This is a genomic window from Vicinamibacterales bacterium (assembly GCA_036496585.1).
In the GTDB taxonomy this organism is placed as follows: domain Bacteria; phylum Acidobacteriota; class Vicinamibacteria; order Vicinamibacterales; family 2-12-FULL-66-21; genus JAICSD01.
This window is the reverse complement of record DASXLB010000021.1, coordinates 68708-83059: the sequence shown is the minus strand read 5'-3', so window position 1 is coordinate 83059 and position 14352 is coordinate 68708. Positions and strand designations below refer to the sequence as shown.

At 69.8% G+C, this 14352-nt stretch carries 10 protein-coding genes; 6 read left to right on the top strand and 4 right to left on the bottom strand.

Annotated features, from left to right (window positions below):
• Positions 1–2 precede the first annotated feature (2 nt).
• The 5 genes from moaA (at position 3) to VGI12_06655 (ending at position 8408) form a co-directional block, all read left to right on the top strand.
• Complete coding sequence (gene moaA / locus VGI12_06675; protein HEY2432342.1) at positions 3–1031, top strand: GTP 3',8-cyclase MoaA; 1029 nt, start codon at positions 3–5, stop codon at positions 1029–1031.
• Between the two features lie 6 nt (positions 1032–1037).
• The gene (locus VGI12_06670; GenBank protein HEY2432341.1) at positions 1038–3092 is read left to right on the top strand and encodes an FUSC family protein; all 2055 of its coding nucleotides are present in this window, start codon (positions 1038–1040) and stop codon (positions 3090–3092) included.
• Positions 3089–4237: a hypothetical protein gene (locus VGI12_06665; GenBank protein ID HEY2432340.1), complete on the top strand. Its 1149-nt coding sequence runs from the start codon at positions 3089–3091 to the stop codon at positions 4235–4237. Before VGI12_06670 ends, VGI12_06665 begins: the two co-directional genes overlap by 4 nt.
• Before the next feature lie 4 nt (positions 4238–4241).
• Positions 4242–5222 carry a Gfo/Idh/MocA family oxidoreductase gene (locus VGI12_06660; GenBank protein ID HEY2432339.1) on the top strand — a complete coding sequence of 327 codons (981 nt, stop codon included), beginning with the start codon at positions 4242–4244 and terminating at the stop codon, positions 5220–5222.
• Positions 5223–5285: 63 nt separating this feature from the next.
• Positions 5286–8408, top strand: coding sequence for a hypothetical protein (locus VGI12_06655; GenBank protein ID HEY2432338.1), 3123 nt, complete (start codon positions 5286–5288; stop codon positions 8406–8408).
• A gap of 85 nt (positions 8409–8493) precedes the next feature.
• Here the strand turns inward: VGI12_06655 and VGI12_06650 are convergent, their stop codons facing one another.
• A complete protein-coding gene (locus VGI12_06650) occupies positions 8494–8895 on the bottom strand; it encodes a DUF4342 domain-containing protein (protein HEY2432337.1) in 402 nt (133 codons plus the stop codon).
• On the opposite strand from VGI12_06650, the gene VGI12_06645 reads away from it, so the two are divergent.
• Entirely contained in the window at positions 8881–9765 is an 885-nt protein-coding gene (locus tag VGI12_06645) for a hypothetical protein (GenBank protein ID HEY2432336.1), read from the top strand. The genes VGI12_06650 and VGI12_06645 overlap by 15 nt on opposite strands.
• 57 nt (positions 9766–9822) lie before the next feature.
• Here VGI12_06645 and bshA read toward each other — a convergent pair whose 3' ends face one another.
• Genes bshA through VGI12_06630 form a run of 3 tightly spaced genes read right to left on the bottom strand, consistent with a single transcriptional unit; the run spans position 9823 to position 14349 of the window.
• Complete coding sequence (gene bshA / locus VGI12_06640; GenBank protein ID HEY2432335.1) at positions 9823–10956, bottom strand: N-acetyl-alpha-D-glucosaminyl L-malate synthase BshA; 1134 nt, start codon at positions 10954–10956, stop codon at positions 9823–9825.
• A gap of 14 nt (positions 10957–10970) precedes the next feature.
• Positions 10971–11702, bottom strand: a complete 732-nt coding sequence (bshB1, locus tag VGI12_06635; protein HEY2432334.1) for a bacillithiol biosynthesis deacetylase BshB1 — start codon at positions 11700–11702, stop codon at positions 10971–10973.
• A gap of 25 nt (positions 11703–11727) precedes the next feature.
• The gene (locus tag VGI12_06630) at positions 11728–14349 is read right to left on the bottom strand and encodes an ABC transporter permease (GenBank protein HEY2432333.1); all 2622 of its coding nucleotides are present in this window, start codon (positions 14347–14349) and stop codon (positions 11728–11730) included.
• Between the last annotated feature and the right edge of the window lie 3 nt (positions 14350–14352).

Genomic DNA, 14352 nt, shown 5'->3' with positions numbered 1-14352 from the left:
TAATGACGGAAGTGATCGCCGACAGGTTCAACCGGCCCCTGCGCAGCCTCCGCATCTCGGTCACCGACCGGTGCAATCTCCGGTGCCAGTACTGCATGCCCGAGCCGGACTACGCCTGGCTGCCCCGGGCCAGCATCCTCGATTTCGAGGAGATCGCGGCGCTGACCGATGCCTTCACGGCGCTCGGCGTCGAGCACGTCCGTCTCACCGGCGGCGAACCGCTGCTCCGGCGGGATCTGCCGGCGCTCGTCCGGCAGCTGGCCTCGCGCGGGTCGATCCGGGATCTCGCGCTGACGACCAACGGCGTGCTGCTGAACGATCAGGCGCGGGCGCTGCGGGACGCCGGGCTGCATCGGCTGACGGTCAGCCTCGACACCCTGCAGCCAGACCGTTTCCGCGCGTTGACGCGTTTCGACGAGCTCGGCTCGGTGCTGACCGGGATCGATGCGGCGCGGGAGGCCGGGTTCGCCGCGCTCAAGATCGATACGGTCGTGATGCGCGGCCGCAACGACGACGAACTGCCGGCGCTGCTCGAGTTCGCGAAACACCGCGGCGCCGAGATCCGGTTCATCGAGTACATGGACGTCGGCGGCGCCACGCACTGGACGCCCGCCAGCGTCGTGCCGCGCGTGGAAATCCTCGCGCGCCTCCGCACGGCGCTGGGCGCGATCGAGCCGCTGCCTGGCCGCGGCTCGGCGCCGGCCGAGCGCTTCCGCCTCGCCGATGGCACGACGTTCGGGATCATCGCCTCGACGACCGAGCCATTCTGCGCCGCCTGCGATCGCAGCCGGCTCACCGCGGACGGCCTCTGGCTGCTTTGTCTGTACGCGCAGGGCGGCCTCGATCTGCGGCGGCCGCTCCGTGAGGGAGCGTCCACCGAAGAGCTGCAGCAGCTGGTCGCCGCGGTCTGGGGGATGCGAGCCGATCGCGGCGCCGAGGAACGCCTTGGCTCGCCGGCGCGCGACGTGCTCATCCCGGTCGCCGCGTTGAAGCGCGACGCCCATCTCGAAATGCACACCCGCGGCGGCTAGTCACTCGTGGCAGACACGGTTCGTCAGGTCGTCGGCCAGACAGTGCGGGTCGACTGGCGGCTCTTCGAGGGCGCCGGGGCACTGCGCTGCACGGCCGGGGTTGCCATTCCGCTTCTCGCCGGCCTCGCGCTCGGACAACCATCGGTCGCCGCGTTCGGCGCGGTGGGCGCGGTATCGGTCGGCTTCGGATCGTTCCAGGGCGCCTATCGCAGCCGCGCCGCCGTGATGGTGTCGGCGTCGCTGGCGATGGGGATCGCGATGGCGGCCGGATCGATGGCGGGCCGTTCCGACGCGGCGGCGATCCTGGTGTCGACCGCGGCGGCGTTCGTCGGCGGACTCGTCGGCGCGCTCGGCGCCTCGGCGGCGTTCGTCGGGCTGCAGGCCATCGTCGCCGTGCTGATCGCGACGGGATTCCCGTCCGGCCCGCGCGAGGCCGCGATCCGCGGCGCGATCGTGATCGGGGGCGGCCTCGCGCAGACGCTGCTCGTCGCGCTGCTCTGGCCGCTGCGCCGCTTCACCGCGGAACGCACGACGATCGCCGAGATCTACCGGAGCCTGTCGGCCTACGCGGTGTCGCTGGCCGATCCGCGCACCGACGCCGCGCCCGAACCGCACACCTTTGCCGTCAGCGCCGCGCCGCTCGACGATCCGCAGCCGTTCGCGCACGCCGGCGAGGTGCTGGTGTTCCAGGCGCTGTTCGACGAGGCGGACCGGATCCGCAGCAGTCTCGCGGCGCTGGTCGCGAGGCGGCGCGACGCCGGCGGCGATCCCGGGTGCACCTCGCGGTTCTTCACCGCCTGCGCGGCCGCGCTCGACGCGATCGCCGCGGCACTCGACGCGGGGCGCGAGCCGCACGATACGGCCGGAATCTGGGATGACATCGACGCGTGCGCCCCGGCGTTCGAGCGCCGCGTTCTGGTGGAAGCGCTGCTCGGCCAGGTGCGCGCGGCATGGCGCACCGCCGGTGTGCTGGGAGACGACCGCCCTTCCAGGACGACCGGCCAGCGGCTGCCGCCGCTCCGGCGGCGGCCGCCGGTTCGTGACGCGCTGACCACCCTCGCGGCGAACCTGACGCCGCAGTCGACCGCCTGCCGCCACGCGCTGCGCACGGCGATCGCCGTACTGCTCGGCACCGCCGCCTACCGGTTGTGGCACATGCCGCGCGGCTACTGGATGCCGATGACCGCGGTGCTCGTCCTCAAGCCGGAGTTCTACGACACCTTCAGCCGCGGCATCGCGCGCATCGCCGGCACCGTCGCCGGCGCGTTCCTCGCCGGACTCATCGTGCGCGCGTGGGCGCCCGGCCACGTCGCGCTGATGGCGCTGGTGCTGATCTCGGTGTGGGGCTGCTACGCCTTCTTCAGGATGAACTATGCGATTTTCGCCGTCTGCCTGACCGGCTATGTCGTCTTCATCCTGATGCTGAGCGGGGTCGGCCCGGCGACCGCGGCGATGTTGCGCGAGGAATACACGCTCGGCGGCGGCGCGCTGGCGCTCCTGCTCTACGCGCTCTTCCCGACGTGGGCCGGCACCACCGCGCGCGCCGCGCTCGCCTCGATGCTCCGGCTGCACAGCCAGTACGTCGACGCGCTGCTCACCGGATTCGCCGATCCGTCGCGCATCGACCTGCAGCGGATCGGCGGGATCCGCAGCGAGGCGCGCCTCGCGCGATCGAATGCCGAGGCGGTCATCGAGCGGATGATCGCCGAGCCGGCGCGGCGCGCCGGGCTGCCGCCGCGGGTCGCGGTCGGGATCCTCGCGGCGCTGCGCCGGCACGCGCTGGCGGCACTGGCGCTGCACGCCGGCCTCGAACGCGGCGTCACCGAGGGAGTGCCCGGAATGGCGCGACTGGCGCCAGAGATGAGCGGCGCGCTCACCGCGCTCGCCACCGCGCTCGACGCCGGCACGCCGCCACCGCCCCTCCCGGATCTGCGCACCAGCCAGCTGGCGCTCGGCAAGAGCGACGCGCTGGTGAACGACGAAACCGATCTGATGGTCGACAGCGTCAACACGATCGCCTCGCTTCTGGCGCGGCCACGGTATGCTGAAGGGCCACCGTGACGATCGCGACGACCTACACCGCGCGCCGGCCGTTCGCCGCCACGCGCCTGAGCGGCCGCCGTTTGACACCGGCCGGCTCGCCCAAGGACACGCAGCACCACGTCATCTCGCTCGCCGGATCCGGCATCGCCTATCGACCGGGCGACTCGCTGGGCGTCTGGCCGCGCTACCACGAGCCGCTCGTCGCCCGGATCGTCGAGCGGCTCGGCCTCACCGGCGACGAGATCGTCGACGCCGCGCCGCAGGGTCCACTGCCCTTGCGCGAGGCGCTCGCCCGCACGGTCGATCTCGACATCGTGTCGCGCCGCCTGCTCGAAGCCTGCCGCGATCGCGGCGCCGCGCGGTTCGACGCGCTGCTCGAGAAAGGCCACGAAGAACAGCTCAAGCGCTACCTGCGCGGCTGGGACGACGTCCACGACGTGCTCGACGTGCTGAACGACGCGCCGGAGGCGCAGTTCACCGCGACCGAGTTCCTGGGATTGCTGCGTCCGTTGCAGCCGCGGCTCTACTCGATCGCGTCGAGCCTGCGCGCGCATCCAGACGAGGCGCATCTGATGGTGCTCGCGGTGAACTATGCGTCACGCGGACGCACCCATCTCGGCGTCGGCTCGACATTCCTCAATGAGCGCTGGCCCGATGGGACGCCGGCGCCGGTCTACACGCAGGACGCGCAGAAGCATTTCGGGATGCCGGCCGATCCATCGACGCCGATCATCATGATTGGGCCAGGCACCGGCCTCGCTCCGTTCCTCGCCTTCATGCAGGAGCGGGAGGCGACCGGCGCCGGCGGCCGCAACTGGCTGTTCTTCGGCGAACAGTCGCGCGCCTGGGGCTTCTACTACGAAACGGAGCTGACCAGGTGGCAGCGGCAGGGGCGGCTAAGTCTCGACCTCGCGTTCTCCCGCGATCAGCCGCATAAGATTTACGTGCAGCACCGCATGCGCGAGCAGTCGGCCGACCTCTACGCCTGGCTCGAAGAAGGCGCGGAGATTTTCATCTGCGGCGACAAGGCGCGGATGGCGACGGACGTGCAGCGGGAACTGCAGCAGATCGTCGAAACGGCGGGCGGGCGCACGCCCGAGCAGGCCGCCGAGTACGTCGCCGACCTCCGGCGGCGCCGTCGGCTCAAGCTCGACGTCTACTGACCTCATGAAGATCCGCTGGGGCATCCTGGGGTGCGGCGACGTCACGGAAGTGAAGAGCGGTCCTGCCCTGCAGAAGGCCGACGGCTCGACGCTCGTGGCGGTGATGCGGCGCGATCGCGCCCTGGCGACAGATTACGCGCGACGGCACGGCGTACCGCGGTCCTACGACTCGGCGGCGGCGCTGGTCGCCGATCCGGACGTGGACGCCGTCTACGTCGCTACACCGCCGTCCACACACCTCGAATTGGCGCTACTCGCGGCTGACGCGGGCAAGCCGTGCCTGGTCGAGAAGCCGATGGCCACCAGCCACGACGAGTGCCTGGCGATGGTGGAGGCGTTCGCCGCGCGCGGCGTGCCGCTGTGGGTCGCCTACTACCGGCGCGCCCTCCCGCGATTCCTCGCTGTGCGGGAACAGATGGCGTCCGGCGCGATCGGGACGATCACCTCCGTCCACGTACAGGTCACCGACCGTCTCGCAAGCGGCACCACCCTTCACAACTGGCGTTTCGATCCGGCGATCGCCGGCGCCGGACTGTTCTTCGACCTTGGCTCCCACTGCTTCGATCTGCTCGATTTCCTAATCGGCGCCGTCGGCGACCCGCACGGCATCGCCGTGAACACGGCAGGCGCCGGCGCGGTCGAGGACGTGACCGCGGCGGCGTTCCGCTGCGCGAGCGGCGTGGCCGGTACGGCGATCTTCAACTTCAACGCAGCCTCGAAGACCGACGCCATGACGATCATCGGCACGCGCGGCACCATCGTCACGCCGGTCTTCGCCGATGCCGACGTAATCGTCGACACGGAGCGCGGCGCCGAAACGCTGCCGGTGCGCAACCCGCCGCACGTGCACCAGCCGTTGATCCAGACGATCGTCGACGAGCTCCACGGTCGCGGCCGCTGCGCCTCGACCGGCGAATCGGCCGCCCGTGCATCGTGGGTGCTCGATCGCTGCCTCGGGCGACCGACTTCTCTGAGCCGGCGTTGATCGTCGGGTTCGTTCGCCGGCTTCGTGTCTGTCGGCCGCCACGGCTCTGGTAATATCCGCGGCATGCGCTTCATCCTTGCGGCCGCGGCCGTCTTTTCGATCGCACTCGCAGCCGCGCCTGGCGACACCGTCAACCCGGCGGCGTTCGCCGAACTCAAGTGGCGGTCCATCGGACCGCCGCGTTCAGGCTACGTCGCGGCGCCGGCCGGCGTGCCGGGCGATCCGACGACCTACTACGTCGGCCTTCCCGAGGGGGGCGTGTGGAAAACCACCAACGCCGGCACGACGTGGAAGCCGATCTTCGACGCCGTGCACATCGCGTCGGTCGGCGCCGTCGCGGTGGCGGCGTCGAACCACGACGTCGTGTATGCCGGCACCGGCAACCAATCGGGCTGGTCGTTCACAACGGGCAAAGGGGTTTACAAATCGACCGACGCCGGACGGACGTGGACCAGCGCCGGCCTGGCCGCCTCGCAATACATCGGCGGCATGGCGATCGATCCCGGCAACGCTGACAACGTCCTCGTCGCGGCGCTGGGACCGCGCGCACCGGGCGGCCCTGGCGTACCGGCCGCGGCGCCCGACACGACGGGCACGGCCGCCGAGCGCGGGATCTACCGCACGACCGACGGCGGGAAGACGTGGACCCGCGCCCTGCTGCCTGAGGGCTCGACCGGCGCGACGGACGTCTACCTCGATTTCGGCGACCCGCGGATGGCCTTCGCCCTGCTCGCCGGCGGATCCGGACCCGGCGTCTGGAAGTCAGCCGACGCCGGCGCAACCTGGCAGGCGGTCGGCGGGCGCGGCCTGCCAGATGGCTCCCGCATTACGGCATTCGCGCTCGCGTCCAACACGCACGGCCGACGGCTCTACGCCGTCGCGGGGACGGGCGGGCGCGGCGGCGGTGGCCGCGGCCCCGGCAGCCGCGCGCTCTATCGATCCGACGACGGCGGCGACACCTGGGTCTTCGGATCGCGTGACCTGGCCAGCGCCGGCGGCAAGATCTACGCGGATCCGCAGCACCCCGACGTCGTGTATCTGATGGGCACGGCGGTCTACCGATCTGTCGACGGCGGCCAGCACGTGTCGGCGTTCTGGGGCGCGCCGAGCGGCGCCGATCCGCGCTTCCTCTGGATCGATCCGACCAATTCGCGACGCCTCATCGCGGGCGTCGATCAAGGACCGGCGATCTCCGTCGACGGCGGCGAATCGTGGACGCCGTACTACGGGCTGGTCAACGGCCAGTTCTATCGCGTCGCCACCGATTACGATTTCCCGTATCACGTCTGCGGACCGCAGCAGGATTCCGGCTCCGCATGCGTCGCGAGCCGCAGCGACTTCGGCGAAATCCGTCCCTACGACTGGTATCCCGGTGGCGGCTTCGAGAACGGCTTCCTCATCGCCGATCCGCTCGACACGCGCTACCTCTTCACCCAGGGCTGGTATCACGTGCTCCGCCGATACGACAAGACGACCGGCGCGGTGATCGTCCTCTACCAGCCGACCGCCGACGATCGTTTCGGCGGCGCGCCACCGCTCGCGTTCTCGGCCGACAGGCGGACGCTGTTCATGGCGTCGCAGCGGCTGATGGCGTCCGCCGATCGCGGCGCGACGTGGCGCACGCTCAGTCCTGATCTCACCGTTCCGATCGCGCCGCCAACGCCGCCGGCGGAACCGCCGACCGGCAGCGCGCGCGCCCTTCCGGCGGCCGGCGGCTTCATCCAGGCCCTCGCGCTGTCTCCGATCTCGGCGGCTGTGATCTGGACGGGCGCCAGCACCGGTGTCGTGCAGGTGACGCGGGACGGCGGCAAGACGTGGACGAACGTGACGCCGAAAAATCTTCCCGGCGGCGCCGTCAACGTGATCGACGCCTCCCACGCGAACACCGGGACGGCCTACGTCGCGCTGCTGTCGCGCGACAGCACGCCGCATCTCTACCGCACGAGCGACTACGGCGCGAGCTGGCAGGAGATCGCGTCCGGCCTCGCCGGAGGCGCAGTCACGCGCGTGGTCCGCGAGGATCCCGCCGATCCCTCGATCCTCTACGCCGGCACGGTGAATGCCGTCTACGTCTCCTTCGATCGCGGCGATCACTGGCAGTCGTTGCAGCTCAATCTGCCGACGACGGTGGTCAGCGATCTCACCGTGCACGACACCGATCTCGTGATCTCGACCTACGGCCGTGGCTTCTGGATCCTCGACGACATCACGCCGCTGCGCCAGGCGAAGGCGGCGCTGGCCTCGACGGCGTCCGCGTTCTTCTTCACGCCCGCGCCGGTCTCACGGGCGCGCTGGGACAACACACAGGACACGCCCGTCCCGCCCGAGATGGTGGTCGGCGAGAATCCGCCCGAGGGGGCGATCCTCGACTACTACCTGCGCACGCCGGCGACGAGCGTGACGATGACGATCACCGACCCGGCCGGCCGCGTCGTCCGCGAGTACTCGAACGTGGCGCCGCCGGTCGACACCACGATGGCGAACGTCCCCGAATACTGGCTCATGCCGCCGACCGTCATGCCGACGACGGCGGGCATGCATCGGGTGACGTGGGATCTCCGCTATCCGGATCCGCCGACGCTCAACTACGGCTATTCGGGCAACCTGCTCGACTATCGCGAATACACGCTCAGCTGGCACGCAATTCCCGGCAAGACACCGCGGACGACGCTGGTCGGACCGATGGTGGTGCCTGGCAGCTACACCGCGAAGCTGACTGTGGACGGCAAGAGCTCGACGCAGGCGATCACGCTCGCCGCCGATCCGCGCATCCCGATCACCGCGGCGGCGCTCGACGCGCAGTTCCGTCTGGAGCAACGGATGGTGGCGGGCATCGCCGCAACCTATCGCGCGGTCAACCGCGTGCAGGCGCTGCGCGCTGCGATTGCGAAGCGTCTGCCGGGCGCGGCGCCCGACGCGGCGGCGGCACTCAAGACGCTCGACGCGGCGCTCGCGCCGCTCGACGGCAGTGCGGGCATCTTCGGGCTGGCGCACCGCGATCTCGGGCGGCGGCTCAACGACCAGCTCGTCGCTGACGCGCAGCCCACTACGAGCATCGTCGCCGGTGTCGATACGCCGTGCGCGACGATTGATGTCGCACTCGACGCATTGAAAACGCTCGACACCAGCGCCCTGACCGACGTCCCCGTGTGGACGCCGCCGGCGGCGCCGGTATGCGGGCGATAGGACGGCTGCCGATCAGGCAGGCTGACTGACCCTGGCGTCCGGCGTTTCTCGCCTGCGGTCTGCCTGCGCCATCGGGGACGCCCGATCAGGCCGCCGACGTCTTGTCGACGGGCGCGGCCGTCGAGGCGCTGGCGCCGGGCTCTCGCTGAACGTCGATCTGGCAGTCGCTGGCGAGGGCGACGATGGTCGCGACGGCCGCCAGAATCGGCGCGAACACCGCGCCGACGACGCCGGCGGTCAACGGAAATTCGGCAATGGTGCGATCGCCCTGGCGGACGCGCACGCGCCGAATGTTGCCTTCGCGGAGTAAATCCTTGAGTCTGTCGAGGATCGCGCTGCCTTCCGCCTTTACCGATTCCCACGTGATTTTGTCCGTCATGGCTCCCCCTGTGGATTTACGAAAATGACGGGTGGATGGTGCCCAAAATAAGAGCACGACGGCCGTTTGGTGGATAATCGCGTCTGATTTGCCATGAAGATCCGCCATGCGACCCGCTTTGCCGCCGGACCCATCGCCGTGGCTCTGCTGCCGATCGCCGCGATGGCACAAAAAGCTCCATCCGCGACCGATCTACTGACGGTCGTGGGCAACTACCTGACCGGGTACGCCGATCGCCTTGGCGCCGTCGGGGCCGACGAAGAGTTTACGCAGATCGACATCGGCTCGGGCCGCATGGGGACGCCGCGCCGCGTAAACTGCAGTGTCGTCTGGCTGGGGCGATCGGGCGGCGTCCTCGACGGTTTCCGGGACGTGGTCGCGCTCGACCGCGCGCCGATCAGACCGAAAGACGATCGGCTCATGGCGCTGTTCCAGTCGCCAACGACCACGTCGCGGAGCTCCGCCCACGAGATGACGGAGAGCGCGGTGGCGCAGTACCTCGATCCCAATCTGCACGCGCTCGATCAGGCGATGCTGGCGCTCGACTTTCTCCGCCCCGAGAACCAGGAACGGTCGACCTACAAGGTCGAAGGCCTCAAGAACCTGAAGGGGACGCAAGTCGCCGTGCTGCGGTTTACCGAGAAGAAAGGCCAGCCGCTGGTCCAGACTCCCGAAAAGACCCCCGCGAACGGGCGCCTGTGGATCGATCCCACGGACGGAACCGTGCGGCAAACCGAACTGATGCTCGCCGGCGATACCTACAACCAGAAGGTCACGGTTACGTATGCCGCCAACCCGGCGACGTCGCTGTGGCTCCCGGTCGAGATGTACATCCAGTCCGAGGTCAGCGGACCCGGCGCGGCGGACAGCAGCGGCCGCGGTGCCGCGGGCAGCTACGGAGGCCGCCAGGCGTTCGAAGGACGCGTGACGTACACGAACTTCCGGCGCGTCGACGTCGATCTCACCAAGCTGCGCTGACACTCGACTGGTGCGCGGTCCCCGCTGCCGCGCTGTGCATTTCATCAGAACGTCCGGCTAGCTGGCCAGCACCCGCCGGTAGTGCGCTTCGTACATCGGCACGATCCGCTCGGCACAGAACCGTTCGCGCACGACCCGCACGGCCGCCTCGCCAACCCGCCGGTGCAGCGCGGCGTCGGTCAGCAGCGCGATCCCGCTTGCCGACATCGCCTCGACATCGCCGACCGGATGCAGGAACCCGCTCACGCCGTCCTCGATGACTTCGGGCAGGCCGCCGGCGTTCGACGCGACGACCGGCACGTCACACGCCATCGCTTCGAGCGCTGCCAGGCCAAAACTTTCCTGTTCCGACGGCAACAGGAACAGATCGGCAATCGAGAGCAGCGGCAGGACGTTTTCCTGAGCTCCGAGCAGCCGTACCTGGTCGGCGACCCCGAGCTGCCGGGCGCGCCGACGAGCCGTCGGCACTTCCGGGCCGTCGCCCGCGAGTAGCAGCACGGCGGGAACCTTCGCGGCGATGCGCGCGAACACCTCGACGACCGAATCGATGCGCTTCACGGGGCGGAAGTTCGACAGATGCATGACGATACGCGTCTCGTCGGACGCGTAGCGGCGGCGCAGGTCTGTCGATGCGAGGCGGCGATAGGCCGTGCAGTCGAGAAAGTTGGGAATGACGTCGATCGGATGGTGGATCGCCAGGTCGCGGCATGTCGCCGCCCGCAGACTCTCCGACACCGCCGTCACCCCGTCCGACTGGTCGATCGAGAAGGCGACGATCTCGGAGTACGAAGGATCGGCGCCGACGACGGTGATGTCCGTCCCGTGCAGCGTCGTGACGACGCGCGGCGCGCGTGTTTCGTGCGTCGCATCGAGCACTTGCCGCGCCAGCACCGCCGCCGTCGCGTGCGGCACCGCATAGTGCGCGTGGATGATGTCGAGCCCCTGCTCGCGGGCGACCTGAACGACGGTATTCGCCAGGCCGATGACGTACTGTGGTTCCCGGAAGAGCGGATAGCTGGGCGTGTTGACCTGGTGAAAGACGAGCCCCGGATGGAACGTGCCAAGCCGAAATGGCTGGTCGGCGCTGATCACGTGCACCTGATGGCCGCGGTCGGCCAGCGCTTTGCCGAGCTCAATCGCGACGATGCCGCTGCCGCCCATCGAGGCATAGCAGATGATGCCGACGTTCATGCACGACGCACTCGTCAGCGGCGTTCCCCACTATCCGGCAAGAGCGACAGCACGAGAGGATCGCGAACGACGAAGCCCTCCGCGAAGGCGACGCCGGCGAGCGCGCCGAACTGTGCGTCGCGGCTTTCGATCAACTGCTGGAACGTCGGCGAATTCAGGCGTGTTGCCACGTCGCCCTTCGTCGCATCCGCCGGCCGGAACTGTGAGACGTAGCAGGCAAGCGCACGCCGCTTCAGGTCGTAGGCTTCGCTGACGTCGATGACGAACGACGGCGACACCGAATCGTTGATGAAATACTGGCAGAGACGCTCGGGCTTCCACGCCGGCGTCGCCGGATCGTAGCGGCGCAGACCGCTGTCGAAGACGGCCTCGTTCAGGATTCGGTGCGCCGCGACGTGATCGGGATGACGATCGATGCCGTACGGAATGGCGATTGTCCGCGGCCGGGCGCGCCGGATCAACGCGACGGCGGTGCGGATCTGATCGTCGCCGCCGATGTCGCGATCCGGCCAGCGCAGGTTGACGCGCCACGCCGCGCCGAGAACGGCGCCGGCGGCGTCGGCTTCCGCCAGCCGCTCCGCGACGGTCCCGTTGCTGCCCATCTCACCGGCGGTCAGATCGCAGAGGCCGACGCGCTGGCCGAGCGCGACATGGCGGGCGATGGTGCCGCCCAGCCCGATTTCGATGTCGTCGGGATGCGGACCGAAGGCGAGAAGATCGACCGTCGTGACGTCAGGCGGCGTCATGCCGGCAATGCTACTCGGTTCCGGCCTATTCGTGTCGGAGGGCGACGAGCGGATCGATGCGCGCGGCGCGGCGCGCCGGCAACCAGGCGGCCGCCAGCGCCGTCACGGTCAGCGCGGCGGCGGCGGTGGCGAAGGTCCCGGGATCGCCTGGCGTGAGCCCGAACAGCAGCGAGCTCGTGACGCCGGCCGTCATCCATGCGCCGGCCGAGCCGAGCACGACGCCGCATCCGACCATGACGGCCACGTCTCTCAATACCAGCCGCATGAGCGATGCGCGCCCGGCACCGAGCGCCGTACGCACGCCGAACTCGTTGGTCCGCCGCGCGACCTGGAAGGCCAGCAATCCGAAAAGCCCGAGCGCCGCCACGAGGAGCGCCAGGCCCCCAAAGACGCCGCCGAGCGTCGCCATCGTACGCTCGGTGCCGATCGACTCACCGATGATGTCGGTGTAGGCGCGCGCCTCGCGCACGCGGAGCGCCGGATCGGCGTCCCGCACGGCGCGCGTCAACTCCGGGACAAGCCGCCCGGGATCGCCCGCCGCGACGCGGATGACATAGTTGATGCCGGTCGGCTGCGGATCGCCCGCGCGTTGCATCGCCGCGACATAGAGCGTCTTGATCACGTCGGCCCGCAGGTCCTGGTATTTTGCGTCGGCGACGACGCCGACAATCTCGTAGGTGGTGCCTGCCGAGGTGACGTGTCGGCCGAGCACGGAGCCGTCGGGAAAGAAGTAGCGCGCGAAACTGCCGTTGACGACGGCCACCCGCGGCGCCGCCAGGGTATCGTGCGGCTCGAACGTGCGCCCGGCGACGAGCGGCGTGCCGAGCGTCGCAAAGTAGCCGGGCGCAACCGCGTTGAAGCCCACCGCGTCCGACTCGGTATCGCGGAACTGGTGACCTTCGACCTGGACGTTGCGCTCCCAGAGCCCGCCGCCGATGGGCAGCACCGCCGCCGCGCTCGTAGATGTGACGCCGGGCAACGCTTTTAGCCGGGCCAACAGCGCGTCGGTCACCGCCTGGACGCGCGCCGCGGGATACGGCTGCGCCGATCGCACGGCGACGACGAGGACGCCGCCCGCGTCGAAGCCGCGATCGACGGCCTGGAGCCTGACGAGCGATCCGATGAAGAGTGCGGCGCCGACGACCAGAATCATCGAGATCGTCAACTGCGCGACGACCAGCGCCTTGCCGAGGGCGTTCGATCCGTGTGCGCGGACTTCCTTGAGCGACGGGGTGACGGCGGCGCGCACCGCATGGAACGCCGGCGCCAGTCCCGCCAGCACACACGCCAGCGCCGCAACCGCGCCCGTGAACGCCAGGACGCGCCAGTCCGGGGCGACCGAGATCGCGAGCGGGCGGCCGTTCACGAGGAGGGTGAGGAGCCGCGCCGCCAGCGGCCCCGCGAGCAGCAGCCCGATGGCGCCACCGAGCAGCGCGAGAAGGAGGCTCTCGGTGAAGAACTGCCGAAGCAGGCGTCCGCGCCCTGCGCCCATCGCCAGGCGGATCGCGATTTCCCGCTGCCGCGCGGCGGCCCGCGCCAGCAGCAGACCCGACAGGTTCACGCAGGCGAGCAACAGCACCAGCCCGACGCTGCCCATCAGGAGGAACAGCGATCGACGATACTCGAAGCGCATCGCGTTGAAGCCGTCGGGCGCGGCGAACACCACCGCGCGCTGGCGCAGAATCATCGGGCGATCCTTCTCGCGATCCATCGAGGCCTGCTGCTGCACGAAGCCGCCATGGATCGTCTGCACCTCCGCATTCGCCTGGGCCACCGTCGCCTCATGCCTGAGACGCGCCATCACCATGTAGTTGTTGAGGTTCATCGATCGCCGCTGCTGCTCGGTGAGCATTGCCTGCAGCGGCAGCGCCATGTCGGCCATTCGCTCCGGCCGGACTCCGTGGAACGCCGCCGGTGTCACGCCGACGATGGTAAACGCCCGGTCGCGAATCCTCACGATCTTACCGACCGCATCGGCCCTGCGGTCGAAGCGCCGCCGCCAGAAGCTGTCGCTGATCACCGCTGCCGGAGCTGCTGGCGCCACCGAGTCGTCGTTCTGCGACAGGAGACGTCCGGCCGCCGGCTGGACGCCGAGGACGTCGAAGTAGGACCCCGACACCAGGTCGAGGCTGACGAGCTCGTCTTCTCCGTCGATGACGGCCGTTTGCTCCGACGTGCCGGCCGCAAGCACGCCCGAGGTCGACGTGAGGCGATCACGCAGGATCTCGAACAGCGGATACGCCAGGAACAGCGGCCGGCCGGCGTCGTTCATCCGCGCGATGACGACCAGTCGATCAGGGTCGGACACCGGAAGCGCCCGTAGCATGACGCCGTTGAGGACCGAGAAGATCGCGGCGTTGGCGCCGATGCCAAGCGCCAGCGAGAGCACGGCGACCGCGGCAAAGACAGGACTCCGCCGCAGGACCCGCGCGGCGTAGCGCAGGTCGGCGCCGCAGTCGGCCAGCCAGCGTCCGCGCACGTCGCGGACAGCTTCCTCCAGCCCCGCGACGTTGCCGAACTCGAGAAAGGCGCGGCGCTCGGCCGACGGCCGGTCCATCCCGGCCGCCACGTAGTCGTCGATCAGCCGATCGCGGTGATAGCGCAACTCGTCTCCGACGCGAGGGTCCCGGCGTTTGCCCCACTTCATCGC

What these genes read in the sequence shown, in the direction of transcription:
- moaA (HEY2432342.1), top strand. Translation starts at nt 3, where the DNA reads ATGACGGAAGTGATCGCCGACAGGTTCAACCGGCCCCTGCGCAGCCTC.
- VGI12_06660 (HEY2432339.1), top strand. Translation starts at nt 4,242, where the DNA reads ATGAAGATCCGCTGGGGCATCCTGGGGTGCGGCGACGTCACGGAAGTG.
- VGI12_06655 (HEY2432338.1), top strand. Translation starts at nt 5,286, where the DNA reads ATGCGCTTCATCCTTGCGGCCGCGGCCGTCTTTTCGATCGCACTCGCA.
- VGI12_06645 (HEY2432336.1), top strand. Translation starts at nt 8,881, where the DNA reads ATGAAGATCCGCCATGCGACCCGCTTTGCCGCCGGACCCATCGCCGTG.
- VGI12_06650 (HEY2432337.1), bottom strand. Translation starts at nt 8,895, where the DNA reads ATGGCGGATCTTCATGGCAAATCAGACGCGATTATCCACCAAACGGCC.
- bshA (HEY2432335.1), bottom strand. Translation starts at nt 10,956, where the DNA reads ATGAACGTCGGCATCATCTGCTATGCCTCGATGGGCGGCAGCGGCATC.
- bshB1 (HEY2432334.1), bottom strand. Translation starts at nt 11,702, where the DNA reads ATGACGCCGCCTGACGTCACGACGGTCGATCTTCTCGCCTTCGGTCCG.
- VGI12_06630 (HEY2432333.1), bottom strand. Translation starts at nt 14,349, where the DNA reads ATGAAGTGGGGCAAACGCCGGGACCCTCGCGTCGGAGACGAGTTGCGC.